General features: G+C 71.7%; 15 protein-coding genes. 8 read left to right on the top strand and 7 right to left on the bottom strand.

What is annotated here, in order from left to right; all coding sequences use genetic code 11:
* Positions 1–76 precede the first annotated feature (76 nt).
* The gene (locus tag OJ997_RS26695) at positions 77–2,098 is read left to right on the top strand and encodes a glycoside hydrolase family 31 protein (RefSeq protein WP_270028348.1); all 2,022 of its coding nucleotides are present in this window, start codon (positions 77–79) and stop codon (positions 2,096–2,098) included.
* Positions 2,099–2,148: 50 nt separating this feature from the next.
* Positions 2,149–2,928 carry a phosphodiester glycosidase family protein gene (locus tag OJ997_RS26700; protein ID WP_270028349.1) on the top strand — a complete coding sequence of 260 codons (780 nt, stop codon included), beginning with the start codon at positions 2,149–2,151 and terminating at the stop codon, positions 2,926–2,928.
* Here the strand turns inward: OJ997_RS26700 and OJ997_RS26705 are convergent.
* A complete protein-coding gene (locus OJ997_RS26705; protein WP_270028350.1) occupies positions 2,899–3,837 on the bottom strand; it encodes a DNA polymerase domain-containing protein in 939 nt (312 codons plus the stop codon). The two genes, OJ997_RS26700 and OJ997_RS26705, sit on opposite strands and share 30 nt — an antisense overlap.
* Positions 3,838–3,847: 10 nt before the next feature.
* Entirely contained in the window at positions 3,848–4,588 is a 741-nt protein-coding gene (locus OJ997_RS26710) for an SIMPL domain-containing protein (RefSeq protein ID WP_270028351.1), read from the bottom strand.
* Between the two features lie 115 nt (positions 4,589–4,703).
* Here OJ997_RS26710 and OJ997_RS26715 point away from each other — a divergent pair, with 115 nt between their 5' ends.
* The 4 genes from OJ997_RS26715 (at position 4,704) to OJ997_RS26730 (ending at position 13,837) form a co-directional block, all read left to right on the top strand.
* Positions 4,704–5,999, top strand: coding sequence for a glycosyltransferase family 4 protein (locus OJ997_RS26715; RefSeq protein ID WP_270028352.1), 1,296 nt, complete (start codon positions 4,704–4,706; stop codon positions 5,997–5,999).
* 135 nt (positions 6,000–6,134) lie between these two features.
* Positions 6,135–10,697 carry a glutamate synthase large subunit gene (gltB, locus tag OJ997_RS26720; RefSeq protein ID WP_270028353.1) on the top strand — a complete coding sequence of 1,521 codons (4,563 nt, stop codon included), beginning with the start codon at positions 6,135–6,137 and terminating at the stop codon, positions 10,695–10,697.
* Complete coding sequence (locus OJ997_RS26725) at positions 10,698–12,194, top strand: glutamate synthase subunit beta (RefSeq protein WP_270028354.1); 1,497 nt, start codon at positions 10,698–10,700, stop codon at positions 12,192–12,194.
* Between the two features lie 41 nt (positions 12,195–12,235).
* Positions 12,236–13,837, top strand: coding sequence for a M28 family peptidase (locus tag OJ997_RS26730; protein WP_270028355.1), 1,602 nt, complete (start codon positions 12,236–12,238; stop codon positions 13,835–13,837).
* 45 nt (positions 13,838–13,882) lie between these two features.
* On the opposite strand, the gene OJ997_RS26735 is transcribed toward OJ997_RS26730, so the two are convergent.
* Positions 13,883–15,829 (bottom strand): M28 family peptidase, encoded by a 1,947-nt coding sequence (locus OJ997_RS26735; RefSeq protein ID WP_270028356.1) that lies wholly within the window; start codon positions 15,827–15,829, stop codon positions 13,883–13,885.
* Between the two features lie 333 nt (positions 15,830–16,162).
* Here OJ997_RS26735 and OJ997_RS26740 point away from each other — a divergent pair, with 333 nt between their 5' ends.
* Together OJ997_RS26740 and OJ997_RS38170 are read left to right on the top strand one after the other, a co-directional pair.
* On the top strand, positions 16,163–18,949 hold the full coding sequence (locus OJ997_RS26740; protein ID WP_270028357.1) for an Ig-like domain-containing protein: 2,787 nt from the start codon (positions 16,163–16,165) through the stop codon (positions 18,947–18,949).
* A gap of 2 nt (positions 18,950–18,951) precedes the next feature.
* A complete protein-coding gene (locus OJ997_RS38170; protein WP_270028358.1) occupies positions 18,952–20,088 on the top strand; it encodes a thrombospondin type 3 repeat-containing protein in 1,137 nt (378 codons plus the stop codon).
* On the opposite strand, the gene OJ997_RS26750 is transcribed toward OJ997_RS38170, so the two are convergent.
* From OJ997_RS26750 to OJ997_RS26765, 4 genes are all read right to left on the bottom strand, one after another.
* Positions 20,085–21,095 carry a hypothetical protein gene (locus OJ997_RS26750; RefSeq protein ID WP_270028359.1) on the bottom strand — a complete coding sequence of 337 codons (1,011 nt, stop codon included), beginning with the start codon at positions 21,093–21,095 and terminating at the stop codon, positions 20,085–20,087. The two genes, OJ997_RS38170 and OJ997_RS26750, sit on opposite strands and share 4 nt — an antisense overlap.
* Positions 21,096–21,241: 146 nt before the next feature.
* A complete protein-coding gene (locus OJ997_RS26755; protein ID WP_270028360.1) occupies positions 21,242–22,177 on the bottom strand; it encodes a WD40/YVTN/BNR-like repeat-containing protein in 936 nt (311 codons plus the stop codon).
* Positions 22,147–23,517 carry a fenitrothion hydrolase gene (locus OJ997_RS26760; protein WP_270028361.1) on the bottom strand — a complete coding sequence of 457 codons (1,371 nt, stop codon included), beginning with the start codon at positions 23,515–23,517 and terminating at the stop codon, positions 22,147–22,149. The genes OJ997_RS26755 and OJ997_RS26760 overlap by 31 nt, the downstream gene beginning before the upstream one ends.
* A 2-nt stretch (positions 23,518–23,519) precedes the next feature.
* Positions 23,520–23,810, bottom strand: coding sequence for a hypothetical protein (locus tag OJ997_RS26765; RefSeq protein ID WP_270028362.1), 291 nt, complete (start codon positions 23,808–23,810; stop codon positions 23,520–23,522).
* Positions 23,811–23,820: the final 10 nt, after the last annotated feature.

Raw genomic sequence — 23,820 nt, forward strand, 5'->3', positions numbered from 1 at the left:
ATCAAGCAGCAACGAACCGGTGATCGTCCTGTGAACATCCGCACGAGATCCGGAGGCGATGGCGAACCTGAGGCCCGTGAAGGTGCGCACGTGGGAAGGCCGCGCGGAGGATCAGTTCATCCAGCTGACCGAGGGCATGGTCGCGGCGGAGACGCTCGAGGACCCGGTCGACGGCACGGACTTCACGGTCGAGGAGATCGCGCCGCGGCATCAGCTGATCACGGTCGCGCCACGCGCGCACCGCATGGGCCTCGTGCTGCCCGGGCATCCCGAGCAGCGGTTCGTGGGCCTCGGCGCGCGGCACGGCCTGCACGTCGACCAGGCCGGTCGCTCACTCCAGCTCGGCGCCGACCGCGCGTACACGGGCCCGGACTGCCCGCCGGACATGCTCGACGTCGGCGGGATCCCGCAGGGCGACTACGCGCCGGTGCCGTTCGTGCTCAGCAGCCGCGGCTGGGCGGCGTGGGTGGAGAACGAGGGGCACGGCGTGCGCTTCGACCTCGGCGACGAGGTCGTGCTCTCCACGCGCGCCGCCGCGGGCCCGCTGCGCGTGCACTTGTTCACGCACGCGACGCCCGCCGCCCGGCTGCGCGCCTTCCTGCGCGCCACGGCGTCGTTCCCGGCCGTGCTCCCCGAGTGGGCGTACGGCTTCTGGAAGAGCCGCGACGTCTACGCCCACCAGCGCGACGCCGAGGCCGACTACGAGGGCCACCGCGCGCACGACATCCCGCTCGACGCGATCGTCCTCGACTCGCCCTGGGCGACGCAATACAACACGTGGGAGTTCAACCCGCACCAGTTCCCGGACGCGCGCGGGTACGTGCAGCGGCTGCGCGAGGACGGCGTCCGCACGGTCGTCTGGGTCGCGCCGTGGGTGAACCTGGACTCGCGCGAGGGCCAGTACCCGCCCGACGACGAGTCCGCGCGACTGCACCGCGAGCCGGCGCCGAACTACGAGCCGCGCCACTTCGTGCGGGACTCCAGTGGCGACCCGGTCGTCGCCAAGTGGTGGATGGGCAAGGGCTCGCCCGTCGACTTCACGTCGCCCGCCGCCGAGGCGTGGTGGCGCGAGCAGGCCAAGCGGGTGCTCGCGCTGGGCGTCGAGGGCATCAAGGCCGACGATGGCGAGGGCTGGTACATCCCCGACGACGCGCGCTTCGCCGACGGCACGACCGGCGCGCAGGCGGCCTGGGGGCACGGGCTCAAGTACCGGCGCAGCATGCAGCGCGCGCTCGACGAGGTGCACCCGGGCCGCGGCGTGCTGTTCGGCCGGCCCGGCTGGACGGGGCAGCAGGGCGTCGGCATCACCTGGGGCGGCGACCAGCCGAGCGACTTCTGGTCGCTGCGCACGCTCGTCGCCGCGACGCTCACCGCCGCCGCGACCGGCTTCAGCAACTGGTCGCACGACATCGGCGGCTACCTCGGCGAGCGGCTGGTCTCGAGGGCGAACAAGGAGCTGCTGGCGCGCTGGGTGCAGTTCGGCTGCTTCACGCCGCTGATGCAGGCGCACGCGCGGTTCGAGCAGGAGGCGTGGACCTACGACGAGGAGTTGCTGACGATCTACCGCGCGCACGTCCTCCTGCACGAGCGCCTGGTGCCGTACGTCCGCGCCGCGGCGGCGACCGCGCAACGCTCAGGCCTGCCGATCGTCCGGCCGCTCGCGCTCACCGATCCGCGCGACGTCCGCGGCTGGTCGATCGCGGACGCGTACGGCTACGGCCCGTCGCTCTGGGTCGCGCCGGTGCTGGAGGACGGCGCGCGGTCGGTCCACGTCGACCTGCCGCGCGGCGACTGGATCGACTGGCACACCGGCGCCGAGCACGCGGGCGGCGGCGAGGTCGACGCGCCGGCGCCGCTGGACCGCATCCCGACCTGGGTGCGTCGCGGCGCGCTGCTTGTCACGTATCCGACCGAGCACGTCGCGCGCGGACTGGGGGACACGCCGGAGCACGAACGCCCGCTCGAGGCCACGCTCTACGGCGAGCCAATTGGCGGCCGGGCGTCGGTCCGCCTCGCCGACGGCACGAGGATCCGCTACGAGCGCGGCGAATTCTCAGTCACCCCCGACCGCCGGGTGGCCTTCCGGGCGCGAACCTAGCCCAACGGGCTGTTCACATCCTCGCCGGTCACAAGGACGATTCTGGACTCATGGCACTCGCCTCCCACGTCGCCCCGCTGCGGGCACCGCGCTCGGGCTCGGCCCGCCGCATGCGGTTGGACCTCGAGGACGGGGCGCGCACGACGATCCACGTCGCCGCCTACGCCACCGCGAGCACGGAGTTGCGCGTCGCGGTGCTGCGGGGACAGGCGAAGCTCGAGGCGTGGTGCGCCGGCCAGGGTGTGCAGGAGGCGATCGTCGGCGGCTTCTTCGCCCGCCCGCACGGCACGCCGCTCGGCGAGGTGCGCACCCGCGGCGTCGTCCGCGAGCACGTGCCGTTCACCGCGCCGTTCGACGGGGTGCGCGCGTGCGTGCACGTCGACGGCGGCGTCGCGGCGATCGCGCCGCGCTCCGCGCTGCCCGCGACCCCGCGCGGCGACCTGTTGCAGGCCGGTCCGCTGCTCGTGCGCGACGGCCGTCCGGTGTTCCGTCGCGAGGAGGACCACGAGGGCTTCAGCGCCGCCAACGGCCAGTTCGACTCCGACATCACCGACGGCCGCTACCCGCGCGCCGCGGTCGGCCTTGCGGAGGACCGCATGTTCGCGGTCGCCGTCGACGGCCGCTCGCGCCACGACGCCGGCGTCACGCTCGAGGAGCTCGCGGCGCTGATGGCCGCGCTCGGCTGCCACTCGGCGATGAACCTCGACGGCGGCGGCTCGACCTCGCTGATCTCCGGCGGCCGCCTGCGCAACCGCCCGCGCGCCGCTTACGACGTGATGGAAGAGGGCGGGCGCCCGATCTCAACCGCGCTGCTCTTCGTCCCGCGCTGACGCGCGCTTGCGGCGCTTGCCCTCGTGCATCGCGGCGACGCGGGCGACGGGGATCGCCCGGCCCTCTTCGACCAGGTCCTCCGGCAGCGACTGGGGCGCGGGCATGGCTTCGGCCCACGGGTCACGCGCGCCGAGCACGTCCAGCGCGGTCTTGATCGTGAACTCGCGCGGGTCGACGCTTTCCAGCTCGTCCCAGGCGACCGGGAACGACACCGGCGTGCCCGGGCGGATGCGCGGCGAGTAGGCGGCGACGACGGTCGCGCCGCCCGCACGCGTAGCGTCGACGAACACCTTGCCCTCGCGCTCCTCGACCACGTAGGCGGTGGTGGCGAGCGCCGGGTCTAGCGCCGCCGCGCGGGCCGCCAGAGCGCGCGTCGCGGCGGCCACCGCGTCGCCCTCGATCGGCATCAGCGGGACGAAGACGTGCACGCCCTTCGCGCCGCTCGTCTTTACCGCTCCCGAGAGCCCCGCACTCGACAGCGCCTCCCGGACGAGGAGCGCGGTCCGTGCTGCGACGTCGAAGGCCGCGCCCGGCGGTGGGTCGAGGTCCAGCACGAGGTGCGACTGCGGGTGGCCGAGCGTCGGGTGGTACTCGACAGCGCGCTGGTTGGCGAACCAGCGCAGCGTCGCCGGGTCGTTGCAGAGCGCGTAGTGGACCTCGCGCTTGGAGGTCTCGGCCCAGATCGCCACGCGCTCGATCCAGTCGGGCGCGCCCTTGGGCAGGTTCTTCTGCATGAACGGCTTCTGGCCCGGCCGGACGCGCATCACCGACAGCGGGCGGTCGCGGAGCTGGCCCACGAGCCGGTCCGCGACCGCGTCGAGGTACGCGACGAGGTCGCCCTTCGTGGCCTCCGCCCCGTCGAACAGGAGCGAGTCGAGGCTGGTCAGGGCGACGTCGTCCCGGTTCACACGGTCAACCCTAAAGGGGGGCGGCGGTGAACACCACGCGCACCCGCTCGACGAACTGGCGCGTGCCCGAGGAGACGCTCGTCGGGTCGCTCTCGCCGCCGCCCGAGGTGGGCTCCTCCTCACCGCCGCCGCTCGACAGGTTCTGGACGCGGCTCGAGTCGTCGTCGCCGTCCGGCGCGAGGATGACCGAGCGCACGCCGACGATCCGCATGCCGGTCTGCGCGGCCGCGTCGTCCGCACGCTTGCGCGCGTCGGCGATCGCGGCCCGCGTCGCCAGCAGGCGTCCGGCCGACGGGTCGACGAACCCGTACTCCGGGCCCTCGATGTTGTCCGCGCCGGCGTCGGCCGCGGCGTCCATGAGCGGGCCGATCTTCGTCACGTCCCGCACGGTGAAGGTCAGGTACTGGCGGGCGGTGTAGCGGATGTAGGACGGGCGCCGCTTGGGCTTCACGCGCGAGCGGCTGATGTTCACGGACACGGTGCGGATGTCGCTGGGCGCGACGCCGGCCGCCGTGGCGGCCTGGGCGATCGCCTTGGCGACGCGGTTCGTGGCGTTGCGCGCCGTGGTCGTCGAGCGTCCCTGCTCAGAGACGTACACGGCGAACGAGGCGACGTCCGGGGTGACCGTCGCGAGGCCGACGCCGTCGGCGGCGACGGTCGGCGTGGTGTCCGGCGTGGGGGTCGGCGTCTGCGCCGCGGCGGGCGTGGCGAACGCGAGTACGGCGAGACCGGCAAGGAAAGCGGTGCGCATGCCGGGTCAATACCCAGCAATTCAGTGTTCAACCTTCGCTCCCCGTGAATGAAGGCAACGCCCCACAGGGTATGTTCACGGTCTGGCTACATCACCTTCACACCCGCACGTCCTCATGGGCCTGCTCTTCTACCCGCGCGGGGGTTCCGCCCACGTGGCGCGCAACCTCGCGCACACGCTCCCGTCCGTGGGCTGGGGCGCCTCGATCCTGTCGGGCAGCGTCACCGGTATGGGCGACGCGCGCCGCTTCTACCACGACCTCGACGTGCGACCGGTGGACATGAGCCGCGCGCTCGAGTCCGGCGATCCCATGGCCGCGGACCCGCCGATGCACCCGTCCTACGAGGACCGGCCGGGCGCGCCCGACCGCGTCTTCGGCCTGCTGGACGCGGCCGCCGCCGAGCATCAGGTCCAGGCGTGGACGCGCGCGCTGCAGTCCGCGGGCGCCGCGCACGCCGACGTGCTCCACCTGCACCACCTGACGCCGCTCTACGAAGCCGCGAACCGCGCCGCGCCGGGCGTGCCGATCGTCGGCCACCTGCACGGCACCGAGCTGCTGTTCCTCGAAGCGGTCGAGCGGGACCCGCTGCGCTGGCCGTACGGGCTCGCGTGGGCCGAGCGGATGCGCCAGTGGGCGCTGCAGGCCGAGCGCCTGATCGTGCTGTCGGAGAGCCAGATCGACCGCGCCGAGCGCGTCCTGCCGGTCGACCCCGACCGCTACACGCTCATCCCGAACGGCTACGACCCGGACTGCTTCTTCCCGCGCGAGATCGATCGCGCCGCCGAGTGGGCGCGCCTGCTGCCCGACGCCGGCATCGAGGCCGACACGCCCGTGCTGCTCTACGTCGGCCGCTTCACCGAGGTCAAGCGCGTTCCGCTGCTGATCGAGGCCTACGAGCGCGCCCGCCCCGGCTTCGCCCGTCGCGCGCCGCTCGTCCTCGTCGGCGGGTTCCCGGGCGAGCACGAGGGCGAGCACCCCCGCGACACGATCGCGCGGCTGAACGCCCAGGACGTCCACCTCGCCGGCTGGCACGAGCACGACGACCTGCCCGACATCCTCTGCGCGTCCGACGTGGTCGTCCTGCCGAGCGTGCGCGAGCAGTTCGGCCAGGTGATCGTGGAGGGCATGGCCTGCGGGCTGCCCGCGATCGCCGTCGACGCGCACGGTCCGGCGGACATCGTCGATCACGGCGAGACGGGCTGGCTCGTGGAGCCCGACGACCTGCACACGCTCACGAACGCGCTCGTGGAGGCGGTCAACCGCCCGGACGAGCGCCGGCGCCGCGGCGCGAACGCCGCCGAGGACGTGGCCGAGCGCTACGCCTGGCCGGCATTGGCCGACGACGTGGCGACCCTCTACGGCGAAGTCAGTGGCCGCGACGCAATGTTGTTGCGTGCAAACGGGGTCTAGAGCCACTAAAAGCTGCGCCAAACGCAACGAACGGCCAGCGCGTCTGTTGAGGAGCGTGCACGCCTGTTGCTACCTTGTCACTCCCTTCCGAGCTCTCGGATGGGGTGCCGCGTCCCCCGACCCCGTCGCTCGCCTATGTCTGAACGTCCACGTGGCCGGATCGGCCTCTACGACCCGTCCTACGAGCACGACGCCTGTGGCGTCGCCATGGTTGCCAAGCTCGATGGGAAGCCGTCGCACGAGGCCGTAGAACGAGCCATCGTGGCGCTCGAGAACCTCGAGCACCGTGGCGCGGCGGGCGCTGATCCCAACACGGGAGACGGCGCCGGGATCCTGCTCCAGCTCCCCGACGACTTCTTCCGCGGCACGGTCAAGGCCGAGCTGCCGCCGCTCGGCGCCTACGGCGTCGCGATGTGCTTCCTCCCTCGCGAGGAGGCGCGGCGTGTGGAGTTCGAGGAGCTCCTGAAGCGGACCGTCGAGGACGAGGGCCAGCGGGTCATCGGCTGGCGCGACGTGCCGGTCGACAAGGACTACGTCGGCATCACGGCCAACCTTTACGCGCCGTACGTCAAGCAGCTGTTCGTCGCCGCGAGCGACGAGCTCGCAGCCGACCAGGACGCGTTCGAGCGCAAGCTGTACGTGATCCGCCGCGTCGCCGAGCTGGCGGCCGGCCCGGAGCTCGTGATCCCGAGCTTCAGCAGCCGCACGATCGTCTACAAGGGCATGCTCACCAGCCCGCAGCTGCTCGGCTACTTCCCGGACCTGGCCGACGAGCGCACGAAGACCGCGATGGCGCTGGTCCACTCGCGCTTCAGCACCAACACGTTCCCGAGCTGGGAGCTCGCCCACCCGTTCCGGATGATCGCCCACAACGGCGAGATCAACACGGTGCGCGGCAACATCAACTGGATGCGGGCCCGCGAGTCGCAGCTCGCCTCCGAGCTGTTCGGCGAGGACCTGCAGAAGGTGCTCCCGGTCGTGCGCGCCGGCGGCTCGGACTCGGCCACGTTCGACAACGTGCTCGAGCTGCTGACGCTGGCGGGCCGCACCCTCCCGCACGCGGTGATGATGATGATCCCGGAGGCCTACGCCGACCGGGACGACATCCCCGAGGAGCTCAAGGCGTTCTACGCGTACCACGCGTGCCTCATGGAGCCGTGGGACGGCCCCGCCGCGGTCACGTTCACCGACGGCCGCGTGATCGGCGCGACGCTGGACCGCAACGGCCTGCGCCCCGGGCGCTGGCTGGAGACGACGGACGGCTGGGTCGTGCTCGGCTCCGAGACCGGCGTGATGGACGTGCCGGCGAGCATGATCAAGCGCAAGGGCCGCCTGCAGCCGGGCAAGCTCTTCCTCGTCGATCTCGAGCGCGGCGTGATCGTCGACGACGCCGAGGTCAAGCGCGAGGTCTCGACGGCCAAGCCGTACAAGCAGTGGTTCGACGAGGGCATCGTGCGCATCGCCGACCTGCCCGAGGCGCCGACGCTGCCGAAGCCCGATTCGCCGCTGCACACTCGCCAGCGCGCGTTCGGCTTCACGCAGGAGGACCTGCGCGTCCTCCTCGCGCCGACGGCCGCGAAGGGCGAAGAGCCGATCGGCTCGATGGGCAACGACAACGCGCTGGCCGTGCTGAGCGACCATCAGCCGCCGCTGTTCAACTACTTCAAGCAGCTGTTCGCGCAGGTCACGAACCCGCCGATCGACCCGATCCGCGAGGCGATCGTGATGAGCCACGGCACGGGCGTGGGCTCTGAGAGCAACCTGCTCACCGAAGGGCCCGAGCACGCGCACCAGCTGCTGATGCAGACGCCGCTGCTGTTCGACCGTGAGCTCGCGCAGCTGCGCCACGTGGACTCGTCGGTCTTCAAGGCGCACACGGTCGACATCACGTGGCCGGTGAGCGAGGGTCCCGACGGGATGCTCGCCGCGCTCGAGCGCGTGTACGCGGAGACCGACGCCGCGCTCGCCGACGGCACGAACATCCTCATCCTCTCCGACCGCGCGACGAGCCCCGAGCGGGCGCCGATCCCGTCGCTGCTGGCGGTCGCGAGCGTGCACCATCACCTCGTGCGCGAGGGCACGCGTCTGCAGACCGGCCTCGTGCTCGAGTCCGGCGAGCCGCGTGAGGTGCACCACTTCGCGACGCTGATCGGCTACGGCGCGTCCGCGATCAACCCCTACCTGCTGCTCGAGTCGCTCGAGGAGCTCGTCGACGACGGCCGCGTGCCGGGCGTCGACGACTTCGAGACGGCCCAGTGGAACGTCGTCAAGGGCGTGGCCAAGGGCCTGCTCAAGACGATCTCGAAGATGGGCATCTCGACGATCCAGTCCTACAACGGGGCGCAGATCTTCGAGGCCGTTGGCCTCGCCGAGGAGCTCGTCGACCGCCACTTCACCGGCACCGCGTCGCGGATCGGCGGCATCGACAGCCAGATCCTCGCGATCGAGACGCTCCAGCGGCACGCGCGCGGGTTCGAGCTCACGAACGACGACCTGCTGCCGGTCGGCGGCGTCTACGCGTGGCGCCGCGAGGGCGAGCACCACATGTGGAACCCGGAGACGATCGCGCTCCTGCAGCACTCGGTCCGCCACGGTGGCCAGCCGACCTACGACGAGTACTCCAAGCTCGTCAACGAGGACGCGGCCCGGCGCGCGACGCTGCGCGGGCTCCTGAAGTTCAAGGAGCTGCCCGAGGACGAGTGGCTCTCGATCGACGACGTCGAGTCGGCCGCCGACATCGTCAAGCGCTTCGTCACCGGCGCGATGTCGCTCGGCTCGATCAGCCGTGAGGCGCACGAGACGCTCGCGATCGCGATGAACCGCATCGGCGGCAAGTCGAACACGGGTGAGGGCGGAGAGGATCCCGTCCGCTTCACGCCGGACGCGAACGGCGACCGTCGCCGCTCCGCGATCAAGCAGGTGGCCTCGGGCCGCTTCGGCGTGAACATCAACTACCTCGTCAACGCCGACGAGCTGCAGATCAAGATGGCCCAGGGCGCCAAGCCCGGCGAGGGTGGCCAGCTGCCCGGCCACAAGGTCGACCGCTACATCGGCTCGATCCGCTTCACGACGCCGGGTGTGGGGCTCATCTCGCCGCCGCCGCACCACGACATCTACTCGATCGAGGACCTCAAGCAGCTCATCTACGACCTGCGCTGCGCCAACCCGGGCGCCCGCATCTCGGTGAAGCTGGTGTCCGAGGTCGGCGTGGGTACGGTCGCGGCGGGCGTGGCGAAGGCCAACGCCGACCACGTGCTGATCGCCGGCCACGACGGCGGCACCGGCGCGTCCCCGCTCAGCTCGATCCAGTCGGCCGGCGCGCCGTGGGAGATCGGCCTCGCCGAGACCCAGCAGACGCTCGTGCTCAACGACCTGCGCTCGCGCATCTGGGTGCAGACGGACGGCCAGATCAAGACGGGCCGCGACGTCATCGTGGCCGCGCTGCTCGGCGCGGACGAGTGCGGCTTCTCGACCGCCCCGCTGATCGCGACGGGCTGCATCATGATGCGCGCCTGCCACCTGAACACGTGTCCGGTGGGCATCGCGACGCAGGACCCGGAGCTGCGCAAGCGGTTCAAGGGCCAGCCCGAGCACGTCGTCAACTTCTTCTTCTACGTGGCGGAAGAGGCGCGGCAGATCATGCGCCGCCTCGGCATCCGCCGCTACGAGGATCTCGTCGGCCGCGTGGACCTGCTCGAGGCGGACACCGCGATCGAGCACTGGAAGGCACGTGGCGTGGACCTCACGCACCTGCTGTCCGCGCCGCCGGTCGCCGACGACGCCCCGCGCCGGCGCCTGCGCCCGCAGGACTCGCCGCTGCCGGGCGCGCTGGACTGGACGCTGATCGAGTCGGCGAAGGACGCGATCGACAACCGGATGAAGGTCACGGGCGACTTCGACGTGCGCAACGTCAACCGCACCGTCGGCGGCCTGCTCTCGAGCGCGGTCACGAAGGTGCACGGCGCCCAGGGGCTCCCGCCCGGGACGATCCAGTACACGCTGCGCGGCAGCGCCGGCCAGTCCTTCGGCGCGTGGCTCGCGCCGGGCGTGGAGCTGACGCTGATCGGCGACGCGAACGACTACACGGGCAAGGGCCTGTCCGGCGGCGTCCTGGCGGTCACCCCGCCCGAGGACTCGCTCTTCAAGGCCGAGGAGAACGTCATCGTCGGCAACACCGTGCTCTACGGGGCGAGCGGTGGCCGGGCGTTCTTCCGCGGGCTCGCGGGCGAGCGCTTCGCGGTGCGCAACTCGGGCGCGAGCGCCGTCGTCGAGGGCGTGGGCGACCACGGCTGCGAGTACATGACGGGCGGTCGCGCGATCGTCCTCGGCCCGACCGGGCGCAACTTCGCGGCCGGCATGAGCGGTGGCGTCGCGTACGTCCTGGACGAGGACGACACGTTCGAGCAGCGCTGCAACATGGGCCTCGTCGGGTTCGACCCGATCGAGGAGTCCGACGCCATCGAGCTGCACAACCTGATCGAGGAGCACGCGGAGCGCACGGGCTCGCCCGTCGCGCAGCGCATCCTCGACGCGTGGGACGACTACCTCCCGCGCTTCAAGAAGGTCATGCCGCACGACTACAAGCGTGCGCTGAAGGAGATGGCCGAGGCGGAAGCGCCGATGCAGGCCACGGAAGATCGCGACGCGGCGACCGAAGTCGTCGGCGCGCCGGCGACGGGCACCGGGAGGAACTCCTAGATGGGCAAGCTTGGGGGGTTCCTCGAGATCGCGCGGGTCGAGCAGCCGGAGCGCAATCCGGCCGAGCGCCTGCACGACTTCAACGAGTTCGTGGAGACGCTGCCGGCCGACGGCGTCCGCGAGCAGGGCGCGCGCTGCATGGAGTGCGGCGTCCCGTTCTGCCACAACGGCTGTCCGCTCGGGAACCTCATCCCCGACTGGAACGACCTCGTCTACCGGGACCGCTGGCGCGAGGCGCTGGACCAGCTCCACGCCACCAACAACTTCCCGGAGCTCACCGGCCGGCTCTGCCCCGCCCCGTGCGAGGCGGCGTGCGTGCTGGAGATCCGCGAGGGTGACGCGGTCTCGATCAAGCAGATCGAGGTCTCGATCATCAACCGCGGCTGGGACGAGGGCTGGATCAAGCCGCAGCCGCCGCTGGTCGAGACGGGCCGCACCGTCGCCGTGATCGGCGCCGGCCCGGCGGGCATGGCCGCGGCGCAGCAGCTGCGCCGCGCGGGCCACACCGTCACGGTCTACGAGCGCGACGAGGCCGGTGGCGGCCTGGTCCGCTTCGGCGTGCCGCACTTCAAGATCGAGAAGTGGGTCATCGAGCGCCGGCTCGAGCAGCTGATCGCCGAGGGCGTCGAGTTCCGCTACGGCGTGGACATCGGCAAGGACATCACGCCCGAGGACCTGCGCGCGCAGCACGACGCCGTGGTCATCGCGACCGGCTCGCGCGTCCCGCGTGACCTGCCGGTGCCCGGCCGCGAGCTGGACGGCGTGCACTACGCGATGGAGTACCTGTACGACCGCGCGCGTGTGCTCGACGGCAACGCGCCCGAAGCGCCGATCACGGCCGCGGGCAAGCACGTCCTCGTCGTCGGCGGCGGCGACACCGGCGCGGACTGCGTCGGTCACTCGCTGCGCGAAGGTGCCGCTTCGGTGACGCAGATCGAGCTGCTCGGCGAGCCGCCCGCCAAGCGCCCGGACGACCTCACGCCGTGGCCGCGCTGGCCCGTGAAGCTGCGCACCTCGTACGCCCTGAAGGAGGGCGGCGACCGCGACTTCGCGATCTCCACCACCAAGCTCACCGGCAACGGCAAGGTCGAGCAGGTGCACTGGGTCCAGAACAGCGGCCAGCCGCCGTTCGACGCCGTCCCGGGTACCGAGGAGTCGCACCCGGTCGACCTCGTGCTGCTCGCGATGGGCTTCCTGTCGCCCGAGCAGGATCTGCTGGAAGGGCTGGGGGTCGAGCGCGACGCGCGCGGCAACGCGAAGGCGGGCGCGTACAGCACCTCCGCCGAGGGCGTGTTCGCCGCGGGTGACGCCCGCCGCGGCCAGTCGCTGATCGTGTGGGCGATCAACGAGGGGCGCCAGTGCGCCCGCGTCGCCGACCGCTACCTGCGGTCGCTGCCGGCGATCGATCCGCGCGACGAGGAGTCCGCGGGCACCAGCGACCGCTTCGGGTCTGCGGACCTCGGCGCGGACCCGCCGCAGATCGCTTCGAATTCCTGAGCGCTTGACTTTCGACTACGCCGCGTAGGAGGGTGGGCCTCATGAGAGGCCCATTCTCCGCCGCGGCCGTGTTGGCCGCCGGCGTCCTGTTGGCGGGTGCTGGTCCGGCCCTCGCCTCCGGCGGCAACGACACGTCCGCCAAGCTGCGCAAGGCCGTCTCCGTCGACGGCATCCGGCTCCACCAGACGGCGCTCAACCTGTTCGGTGAGCTCAAGGACGGCAACCGGCTGGCGGGGACGCCGGGATACCGGCTGTCGGCGGACTACGTCGAGCTCAACGCGAAGCTCGCGGGGCTCAAGACGAGCCGCCAGGACTTCACGTACGACCTGTTCTCGCTCGCCGACTGGAAGAAGCCGATCCTCGACGTCCGGCGCGGCAAGAGCTACATCCCGGGCATCGCCGGGTCGATCCCGGGTGGCGACTTCGGCTCGATGGTGAACACGGTCTCCGGCGACCTGACCGCCCCGGTGTGGGCCGCGGACCTCGTCATCCCGTCACCGGCACCGAACACGTCGACCTCCGGCTGCGAAGCGTCCGACTTCGCCGGGATGCCGGCGGGCGCGATCGTGCTCATCCAGCGCGGCTTCTGCGGTGAGCTGACCAAGTGGCTCAACGCGCAGGCGGCGGGCGCCGGCGCGATCGTCTACATCAACGAGGGCAACGTGGGGGTGCCCGGCCGTGAGGACCCGCGCTGGTTCAACCTCGACGGTGCCGGGATCACGATCCCGATGACCGCCGCGCAGGTCGCGACCGTGGCCGACCTCGCCGGCAGCGTCCGCCAAGGCCTCGTGGGCAAGACCGTGCGCTTCCGGATCGACTGGCGCACGAACCCGGCGGTCCCGACCCAGAACGTGATCGCGGAGACCCGCACCGGCGACCCGAACAAGGTGATCGTCGTCGGCGCGCACCTGGACAGCGTCGGCACCGGCCCGGGCATCAACGACAACGGCTCCGGCTCGGCCGCGCTGATCGAGTTCGCGCACGAGTTGCGCGGCGTGTACCCGAAGAACAAGATCCGCTTCATCTGGTTCAGCGCCGAGGAGTCGGGGCTGCTCGGCTCGGAGGCGTACATCGCGAGCCTGCCGGCGAGCGAGCGGGCGAAGATCGCGGCGAACCTGAACTTCGACATGATCGGCTCTCCGAACTACGTCAACTTCGTCTACGACGGCGACCTGTCGGACTCGCCGCCGATCGGCGAGGACGTGTTCCACCCGGCCGCGCGGCCGTTCTCCGCGACGATCGAGAAGCTCTTCCTGGACTACTTCAAGTCCCAGCGGATCCCGACGCTGCCGACCGACTTCGACGGTCGCTCGGACTACGGCCCGTTCATCGCCAACGGCATCCCGGCCGGTGGCCTCTTCACCGGCGCCGAGGGCATCAAGACGCCCGAGCAGGCGGCGCTGTTCGGCGGCACCGCGGGTGAGCAGTACGACCCGTGCTACCACCTCGGCTGCGACAACGTGTTCAACAACTCCAACCGCGCGCTGGACCAGAACTCGGATGCCGCGGCGCACGTGCTGATCACGCTCGCGCAGAGCAAGATCCCGGACCGCCCGGCCGTCACGCCGGCGCCGCCGAGCGCGCGCCGGGGCGGGGCCCAGGCGCACGACCACCGCGATCTGCTGACCGCGATCGATCGCTGAACCCGGCGCGGGCGGGACGGCGCGCCGTCCCGCCCACCGCCATGGCTAGCGCTGGACCTTCGACCCGCGCCAGTCCGACTTCACGACGGCCCGCGCGCTCCGCTGCTTGGCGGTGACGGCCCGCGCGGCGCCGCCACCCGCGTTCGCGAGCGTCCGCGCCGCGTACCTGCCGGTCACGTACGCCGCGCCCTGGCTGAGCTGCTCGAACGCGGTCCAGTCGATGTTGTCGATCGTGTCGCCCGCGCCGTGGTAGTTGACGTCGAAGGCGACGTTCGGCAGCCCACCCCACTTGGTCGCCTGCGCCGCGGACTTGAGCTCCTCGGCGCCGGAGAACAGGCCACCTGCCGGCGTGCCGTTGTCCTGGAAGGCCTGGTAGTCCGAGCGGCCGTCGAACGCGGTCGGCTCCGTCGCGAGGCCCTGCGCGGCGAAGTAGTCCACGAACGCCTTCTCGATCTCCGCCGACCCCGGGTTCACGTCCGGCGCGGAGGCCGGCGGCGTGGAGTCGGAGAAGTCGCCGTCGTAGACGAGCTTCGCGTGGTTGGGGGAGCCGAGCATGTCGAAGTTGAGGTTCATCGCGATGTTCGCGAAGGCCGCGTCGGAGAGCTGGTTCACGTATTCGGTCGAGCCGATCAGGCCCTCCTCCTCGGCGCCCCACCAGGCGAAGCGCACCTTGTTCGCGGGCGCGCCCAGCTTCGCCAGCTGCACCGCGAGCTCGAGGTTGAACGCCGAGCCGGTGCCGTTGTCGTTGATGCCCGGGCCCTCGGGGACCGAGTCCAGGTGCGAGCCGACGAGCACGACCTTGCCCGGGTCGCCGCCGGGCGTCTCGGCGATGATGTTCGACGTCGAGCGCTCCTCGGTCCGGGTCGAGGTGTCCAGGTGCACGGTCGCGCCCTGCAGGGCCACGCCCTCGGCGTAGGAGACGCTGACGGACGGGATGCCGACCGCGACGCCGAGCGTGCCCGCGAACAGGTCCGTGCGCTCGGGGTCGGCGGAGTCGCCCTGGTTGAAGACGATCGCGCCGGCCGCGCCCGCGTCCTCGGCGTTGGCGATCTTGACGGCGAAGTCGCACGTGCCCCGCTGCACGAGCGCGATCTCGCCGGGCTGGAGCGCCGCGAAGTCGCCCGCCTCGCAGCCGCTGGTGCTGGCGCGCGGCGGGGTCGTGTTGATGTCGATCGCGCGCACCGCGGCCGTGACGTCGCCCGAGCCGGAGTAGTCGAACTGGGCGAAGTCCGTGTACTCGACGAAGCTGCGCGGCGTGGGCAGCGTCTGCTCCATCACCGGCGTCGCGAGCGTGCGGAAGAAGAGGAAGTCGAAGGGCTGCACCTGCGGCGTGTAGCCGGCGGCGCGCAGCGTGCTGACGACGTAGGCCTGGGTGGCGCCGTAGCCGGCGAGGCCCGAGGCGCGGTTGCCGCCGTTGAAGGTCGCGATCTCCTGCAGCGCGTCCAGGTGGCGACGCAGGCCGGCGGCGGTGATGACCCGCTTGGCGGTGTCGGCCGAGACCGGGGCCGGCGTGGGCGCCGGCGGCTGGGGCGCCGGGGGCGCGGGCGGGACCGGGGCGGGCTTGACGCTGATCTTGATCCGCCCGGCGGTCTTGCACGTCGAGGACGGCGAGCCGGTGCGGCGCACGCAGGCGACGAGCGAGTACGTGCCCGCCTTGAGCGTCGCCGGCACGGTGATCGACAGCGACAGCGAGCGGGCCTTGCCGGACTTGAGCGACTTTACGGCGTAGCCCTTCAGGTTCGTCTTCGAACCTTTCGCCGGCCGCAGCGACAACGTCAGCCGGCCCGCGGCGGCCTTGCGGCCCTTGGCGTTCGCGACGCGCGCGGTGAGCTTGAACGTGCTCCCGGTCTCGGCGCTCGCGGGCGGCTTGCCGACCCGGCTGACGCTCAGCTTGGCGGCCGGCTTCGGCTTGGCCGCGTGCGCCGCGGTGGGCGCGAGCGCACAGACGAGGGCTACACCGCAGGTGGCGGCACGCAGGGCGTGACTCAGCACCAGAACCTCCTGTTTGTTGGGGAGACGAAAACTCGTTCCGATACGGCCGGAACCCGTACCCGCTTACTACGTACCGTAGTCACGGCTTCCCTATGAGAATCGGCCCACCACGTTTGAAACCTGGTGTAGGTTTCCCATGAGGTCGGCATGAGGCCAAGCGCACGGCTTTTGAGAGGGGCCGTGCTCCAGGGCGTTGGGGCTCGCGCCGGCAGGGACAGTTGAGAGGGAAGTAGAGGGGCGATGGGATTGCCTAACCGGAGGGTGCTTGGCGCAGCCATGGCTGCGGTCGTTCTCGGTCCGCTTGCGATAGCGGGAACCGCCGACGCGGTCGACATGAAACGACCGTCGGTGTTCCAACGCGGAGCGACGGGCGCGGCGTCGTTGTCGGACGGGATCACGACAGGACCCGCGGGTTCGTTCCAGGCCGCGGGTGTCCGCACGGCGACGTTCTCGACCACGGGCCAGCACGGCGTCAACGTCGATCACCTGCCGACCGCGAAGGAGCACGTCGAGCTGCTCGGCAAGCTCGAGCTCGAGACCCCCGCGGAGTACCGCTACAACCCGTCGACCGGTGCGCCGGACCCGACGCAGCCGGGCCTCGTGGCGGGCCAGATCGCCGACGTGTCGGTCTACAAGAACGCGGCCTACCTCGCGTCCTGGTCCGAGCCGAGCTGCAAGCGCGGCGGCTTCTTCTCGGTCGACATCACCGACCCCGCCAAGCCGAAGCAGCTGGCGTTCGTGCCCGCCCTCGAGGACACCTACCACGGTGAGGGCACGCACACGATCACGCTGGACACGGCGAGCTTCAAGGGCGACGTGCTGGCGGTCAACAACGAGTCCTGCGGCCCGGTCGGCGAGGGCGGCTTCGACCTCTACGACGTGAGCGACCCGGCCAACCCGAAGACGCTGGTCCAGGCCGCCGGCGACCGCACCCCGGACGACGACACGGCGTCCGGCGAGGACCCGTCGGTCGCGGCCAACAGCGCCCACTCGATCTTCATCTGGCAGGACGGCGCGAAGGCCTACGCCGTCATCGTGGACAACACCGAGGCCCACGACGTCGACATCTTCGACATCACCGACCCGCGCAACCCGGTCTTCGTCGCCGACCTCGACCTGTTCGAGGTCGCCGAGGCGCAGGACGTGGACATCGCCGACACCGGCGCCAACGGCCAGCTCGGCTTCCTGCACGACATGACCGTCAAGCACATCAACGGCGTGCCGGTGATGCTGGCGTCCTACTGGGACGCGGGCTACATCAAGCTCAACGTCGCCGACCCGGCGAACCCCGTGATCCTCGGTGACACCGACTTCGGCGAGGAGGATCCGCTCGTCGACATCCCGGGCACCGACGAGCCGTGGTCGCTGCCGGAGGGCAACGGCCACCAGGGCGAGTTCAGCCACGACAACAAGTACATCCTGGCCGCGGACGAGGACTTCGACCAGTACCGCGCGATCGGCCTGATCGACGAGGAGGAGTTCGGGCTGCTGCAGTTCACCGCGTGGGGCAACCCGTCCCAGGGGCCGGCGGTCACGCCGAGCACGCCGCTCGAGGGCACCGTCGTCTACATCGGGCAGGCCTGCAACCCGGCGACGATCCCGGCGGCGACCGGGACCGCGACGATCGCCGTCGCCGAGCGCGGCGGCACCCTCCCGGACGGCGTCACCGCCTGCGGCTTCCAGAACAAGGCGGAGAACGCCGACACCGCGGGCTACGACGGTCTCGTCATCATGAACAACGCGACGAACGCCGCTCCGCAGTGCGACAACGGTGTGATCAACATGTCGTTCGCGGGCTACACCCGTGACCTCATCTCCGTGATGGTCACGCGCGAGGTCGGCATGCTCATGCTCGGCGCCTACGACCCGGACACGTACTTCTGCAACCCGGGCGGAACGATGACGCCGGCGCCGGCGATCGGCACCGTAGGCAACCCGATCAGCCTCTCCGGCGCCTTCGACGGCTGGGGCTACACGCACCTGTACGACAACTCGGGAGCGGACCCGGTCGCGGTCGACCACTTCGCGATCGAGGAAGCCCTCGACGAGCGCTTCGCCGTCGGCTTCGGCGATCTGTCGGTGCACGAGTTCGCGACCGACCCGACGGAGAACCTGGCGTACACCTCGTACTACGCGGGCGGCCTGCGCGTGCTCGGCTTCGGGCCCGGCGGCCTCGAGGAGGTCGGCAAGTTCATCGACAAGGGCGGCAACAACTTCTGGGGCGTGGAGACCTACACCCAGAACAACCAGCGCCTGATCGCCGCCTCCGACCGTGACCACGGCCTGTACCTGCTCAAGTACACGGGCAAGGGCGCGGCGGCGGCCCCGACGTGCTTCAACGTCGGCGTCAACGGCGCGCAGAACGCGGCGTCCAGCTTCGACCTGAGCTGCACGGACGCCAACAGCAACCCGCTCACGTACTCGATCGTCTCTCAGCCGGCGAACGGCACGCTGACGGTCGAGGGCAAGACGGTGCGCTACACGCCGAACGCCGGCTTCACCGGCACGGACTCGTTCACCTACACCGCCAACGACGGCGCCGCGAGCTCGGCTCCGGCGTCGGCGAGCGTGGCGGTCGCCGTTCCGGTGCCCGCTCCGGGCCCCGGCCCGACGCCGCAGCCCGGCCCGAAGGCGGGCGCGTGCGCGAACGACATCTTCGGCACGGTGGCGCGCGACCTGATGGCCGGTACGGGCGTCGGCGAGCGGCTCATCGGTGGGCGCGGCAACGACGTGATCGACGGCAACGGCGGCGCCGACTGCCTGCTGGGCGAGGCCGGCAACGACCAGCTCAGCGGTGGCCTCGGTGACGACGACCTCACGGGTGCGGCCGGCAACGACACGCTCGAGGGCGACGCGGGCAAGGACGAGCTCTCCGGCGGTGCCGGGACCGACCTGCTCGACGGCGGCAGCGGCAACGACTCGCTCAGCGGCGGCGACGGCGCGGACAAGATCGTGGCCGGCGCGGGCACCGACTCCGTCAAGGGCGGGGCCGGCAACGACACGATCAGCGTCCGCGGCGGCGGGCGCGACACGGTCGACTGCGGCGCGGGTCGCGACACCGTGACCGCTGACAAGACGGACCGCGTGAACCGCAACTGCGAGGTGGTCCGGCGCAAGTAGTGATGGACACTCTGGGCGGGCGCTCCGGCGCCCGCCCGTTGTGGTGGCTGGTCGTGCTCACGCTGGCGCTGCTCGTGGCGGCGCCGGCGGGGGCGCGCAGCGAGGCCGCCGCCCCGCTCCCGCACTGCGCGGGCGGGAGCGGCCGGACGATGGACGACTCGGTGCCGCCGCCGCCCGACGACCGCGACTGCGACTTCGTCAAGGACAACGTCGACAACTGCCCGCCGCCACCCGGCACGAGCGAGGATCTGCGCACGCGCAATCCGAACCAGGCCGACTCGGATGGCGACGCGACGGGTGACTGGTGCGAGGCCGACGACGACGCCGACGGCGTCCCGGACTGGAGCGACGGGCAGGTCGAGTACAACTCGACGCGCGTCAAGCGCGACAACTGCCGGACGATCGTCAACCCGCTGCAGGAGGACGACAACCACAACGGGGTCGGCAACCTCTGCGAGTTCGACACGGACCGCGACGGGCACTTCGACACCGAGGACAACTGCCCGAACGCGCCCAACCCGGACCAGTCGGACCTCGACAGCGACCGGGTCGGCGACGTCTGCGACAACGACGACGACGGCGACTACACGCGTGACGGCGAGGACAACTGCCCGCTGATCCCGAACCCCGACCAGCTCGACGCGGACGCGGACGGCATCGGTGCGATGTGCGACGACAACGACACGCCGCCCGCCCCGCCCGACCCCACCCCCGTGCCGACCGTGCCGGGCAGCGGTGACGGCGGTCCCGACACGCCGGGCGGCGGCACCGCGAACGTCAACGACCGGCAGGCGCCACGGGTGACCGTGCGCGTCGCGTTCTCCCCGCGTGTGGACGAGGTGCAGGACGGGCTCGTCGTGCGGGTGACCTGCTCGGAGGCGTGCGCGGCCAAGGCGGCGTTGACGGTCTCCAAGGCTACTTCGCGCAAGCTCAAGCTGCGTTCCGGCCTGACCACGGTCGGGAGCGGCGAGGCGAGCCTGGAGGCCGCGGCCTCCACCTACGCGTTCGTGCGCTTCGACGCCCGCGCGAAGGCTCGCCTCCTGAAGGCCAAGCGCACCGAGCTCACGCTCAAGCTCACGATCACCGACCCGTCCGGCAATGTGCGGCGCGTGTCGGAGTCGTTGTCGTTGCGCCGCTAGGCGCGCAGGCGGATCCGCGGCGCGTTGCGCGCCGCGGAGTTGCCCGCCGCGTCGGTCGCGACGACCGACAAGCGGACGGTGACGCGGCGCTTGCGCTTGAGCGCCTTCTTGGCCTCGCGCAGCGCACGGCCCGTGAGCTTGATCGCCAGCTCGGCGCCGCCGCCGGCGACGTTGATGCGGGCGGAGGCGTTGTCGAGCGGGAGCGAGATGTCGCCGGCGTCGAGGAAGCCCGAGGCGCCGATCGTCCCGCGCTCGCTCGAGGTCGCGGCGACGCGGACGACGGCCCTCTTGCCGAGCTTCTGCAGCGTGACCGCGCTGGCGTCGACCTTCGGGGGCGTCTTGTCGGCCTGGATGCCGACCGTGTCCGGCGGCGGCGCCGTCTTCGTGCGCGTCACGGTCTCGCAGTCGCCGGCGACGACGTCCAGCTCGTCGGCGTCGACGCGATCGCTGCCGTCGCCACAGCGCACGCTGTCGGCGAGGCCGTCGCGCACGACGACGCTGTCGTCGCCCGGGCCCGCGTCGACGTCGTCCGTGCCGAGCCCGGCGGTGACGACGTCGTTGCCGCCGCCCGTGGCGAGCCGGTCGTTGCCGTCACCGCCGTCGACGGAGTCGACCAGGTCCCCGGTGGTGATCACGTCCGCGCCTGCGCCGCCGAGCACGATCGCCGGCAGGCCGGGGGTGATCGTGGCCGTGTCCTCGCGGTCGCCGAGGTCCACGCGCACGCGCGTGATCCCGCCGCTGGGGCAGAAGGCCTGGATCACCCAGAAGTTCGGCTCGCCGGTGATGTCGCCGGGCCGGCAGGTGCCGACGTCCGTGCCGCCGTCCACGGTCGGGTCCAGGAACTCGATGTCGCCGCCCGTCGCGCGCACGGTGAGCGTGTTCAGCGACGTCGCGTCCTGGGACAGGTACACGGCCTCGCTGCCGAGCACGCGGATCAGCGAGTGCGCGCCGGCGGCGGCAGGGGCGACCACCAGCAGGGCGGCCGCCAGTAGGAGTCCGCCGAGCAATGGGCGGTGCGCCTGATGTGGTGCAGCCGCCAGTGCCTCGGGCCGCGCGCTCGAGCGTGGCGTGCCCCTGGCACGTGAGCCGAGTGGGTGGCGCGAGGTGCCGCGGATGTGCCGCAGCAGGTGTGCCGGTATTGCTCGGTGGGCTCCTACGGGCGGAAGCGATCTCGCCACGTCTTGCCTCCGTCCTGGGTCTCGATGATCGAGCCGTCGCTGAGCGCGACGAACGCGCGCTGGGGCCCGACCGCGTGGATCTCGTAGGGCTCGCCGCCGACCTTGCCGACGTCTTCCCAGCGCGTGCCGCCGTCGGTGGAGACGCTGAACGTGCCGTCCTTGGTCGCGCGGTAGAGCGTCTTCGCGTCCGGCCAGGCGAGCCGGATGCCGTCGGCGGGCGCGAGCGGGCGCCAGGACTCGCCGCCGTCCTCGGTGCGGAACAGCTCGGTGTCGGTGGAGGCGACGATCCGGTTCTCGTCCGCCGGGTCGACCTCGAAGTCGATGATCAGCCCGCGCGGCGTGAACGCCTCCTCGAAGGTCTTCCCGCCGTCGGGCGAGATCAGCATCGCCGACAGCACCGCGTCGAACGCGTAGAGCTTGCCGTGGCGCAGGATGATCTTGTGCAGGTCGGCGTCTGCCATCCGCGCGACCGCGGACCAGGTCTTGCCGCCGTCGTCGGAGCGGATCAGCCCGAGGAAGTTCGGCAGCGTGCCGAGCTTGTCCGGATGGCCGCTGCCGAGCAGCTGGTTCGGGCCGGAGGCGCGCAGCTCGAGGAACGTGCCGACGGTCGCCGTCTTGCCGGCGTCGTGGATCGTGCCCTTGACCGGCGTGACCGTCTTGCCGTCGGCGCTGATGCGGAAGAAGCCGCGGTTCGTGGTCAGCAGGAAGTCGTTCGTGGCCGGGTCGATGTCCAGCGTGTTGACCAGCGGCGGCTTCTTCTTGAGGTCCACCAGCCGGTCCGACGGCGCCCGCGGCGGCGCGGCGTCCTTGGCCGGCTCGCCACCGTCCCCACCGCAGGCGGCGAACGCGGACGCGAGCGCGGCGAGCACGAGCGCCCGCCTCACGTGGACCCCGCCTGGGCGAGCAGCCATAGCGCCAGCGTCGTGAACCCGACCATGATCCCGAGCATCCAGTATTGGGAGCGGACGGCCAACCGGGCCTCACCGTAGAGCGCGAGCGCCCGGTCGTGCGCCAGCACCAGCGCCGCGACGTGCCCGGCGACGACGAGCGCCACCTGCAGGTACCACGTCGCGTTCTGACTCAGCACGCCGTAGTCGATGCCGTCCTTCGCCCACCCGAACAGGTCCCAGCCCGCGCCGAACGGGTCGGACGCCGTGTAGCGGATCGCCTGGCCTTCGATGACGAGGAACGAGAGGTAGTGCGCGGCGACGTAGACCGCGGCGATCGGCACCAGCGAGTGCACGAACGCGCGCGCGAGCGTGGTCGTGTCGGGGCTGCCGGGCACGCTCTGCGCGCCCGCCATGCCCAGGCGGTAGAAGCCGCCGATGAGCGCGATCGCGAGCAGCAGGCCGATCGTCCCGGCCGGGATGTTCTCCGCGCCGCCGAGCGCGTCGCCGACGCTCCGCCACGCCGCGCCCTGGCTCAGGCCGTCATAGGTGACGGTGCCGATCATCACCACGACGAAGCCGACGATCCCTGGCGGGCGCTCCAGCGGCGGCAGCCCGCCGAGCAGCGGCCGCACGCCGACCACGCCCTCGCGCTTCTCCAGCGGCGAGATCCGTGAGAGCAGGTTGAAGTAGACCGAGAAGCCCTCGCCGCGGCGCAGCCAGGTCTCGGTGCCGTAGACGGCGCAGCCGATCCAGGTGAGCACCGAGTAGACGGCGGCGGCGGTCGCGAGCCGCGCGGGGTGCTCGCCCCAGCCGCTGACCAGCTCGAACCACGTGAACCCCAGCAGCGCGAGCGCGGCCGGCCAGACGCCGAGGCGCTCGGGGTAGGGGCGGACGCCGCGCAGCTGCAGCGCGCGCCCGACCGCGCGCCACGGGTTGAAGGCGCGGAAGACGTCGCCGAGGAGCACGCTCGCGAACGCCATCCCGACCCAGAACGTGATCAGCACGAACACGGGCGCGAAGTTCGACAGCGGGTCGTCCGGCCCCAGGTAGCCGGCGAGGATCGCCGTCACGAGCAGCAGGACGCCGACCGCCCCGCACACGACCTCCACGGCGCGCGAGCCCAGCGCGGCGCCGCCCGGAAGCGGCCGCCACCGCGGCTCCTCGAGCCGCGGCTTGGACCACAGCACGCCGAGCGCCGCGAAGGACACGAGCAGCACGAGCGCCGCCGCCCACCCGAACAGCCACTCCGGGATCGGCAGGTTCGCGCGCTGCACGAGCCCGTGGGCGTGCGCGGGCGCGGCCGCCAGCAGGAACGCCGCGGCCCCGCCGCCGGCGATGACCGTCCGCTGTCCGGCGCGCAAGGTCAGCGGCGGATCGCGAAGAAGACCTGGACGCCCTTGCTGCAGCGGAAGGTCATCTTGGAATCCTTGAAGTCCTTGCAGGTGAAGCCGGCCGGCTTCCGCTTGGACGTCAGGTACGACTTCGCGCTCTTCATCGCGCTCGCGCACCGGATCTGGTCGGCCTTGATGACGTAGTTGCGCTTCGCGACCACCAGCGGCCCACAGGTCCGCGGCGGAACCGTCGCTCCGGCCCCCACCGGAAACGCGATCGCGACCACAACCGCCAGCACGGCGGACACTCCCACAACCCTCACGCTGGGAACG

The sequence above is a fragment of the Solirubrobacter phytolaccae genome (assembly GCF_027587195.1).
In the GTDB taxonomy this organism is placed as follows: domain Bacteria; phylum Actinomycetota; class Thermoleophilia; order Solirubrobacterales; family Solirubrobacteraceae; genus Solirubrobacter; species Solirubrobacter phytolaccae.

Bases quoted from the DNA above. Each gene is read 5' to 3' on its own strand.
- OJ997_RS26730 (WP_270028355.1), top strand. From the start codon at position 12,236: ATGAGAGGCCCATTCTCCGCCGCGGCCGTGTTGGCCGCCGGCGTCCTG.
- OJ997_RS26710 (WP_270028351.1), bottom strand. From the start codon at position 4,588: ATGCGCACCGCTTTCCTTGCCGGTCTCGCCGTACTCGCGTTCGCCACG.
- OJ997_RS26755 (WP_270028360.1), bottom strand. From the start codon at position 22,177: ATGGCTGCTCGCCCAGGCGGGGTCCACGTGAGGCGGGCGCTCGTGCTC.
- OJ997_RS38170 (WP_270028358.1), top strand. From the start codon at position 18,952: ATGGACACTCTGGGCGGGCGCTCCGGCGCCCGCCCGTTGTGGTGGCTG.
- OJ997_RS26700 (WP_270028349.1), top strand. From the start codon at position 2,149: ATGGCACTCGCCTCCCACGTCGCCCCGCTGCGGGCACCGCGCTCGGGC.
- gltB (WP_270028353.1), top strand. From the start codon at position 6,135: ATGTCTGAACGTCCACGTGGCCGGATCGGCCTCTACGACCCGTCCTAC.
- OJ997_RS26740 (WP_270028357.1), top strand. From the start codon at position 16,163: ATGAAACGACCGTCGGTGTTCCAACGCGGAGCGACGGGCGCGGCGTCG.
- OJ997_RS26725 (WP_270028354.1), top strand. From the start codon at position 10,698: ATGGGCAAGCTTGGGGGGTTCCTCGAGATCGCGCGGGTCGAGCAGCCG.
- OJ997_RS26715 (WP_270028352.1), top strand. From the start codon at position 4,704: ATGGGCCTGCTCTTCTACCCGCGCGGGGGTTCCGCCCACGTGGCGCGC.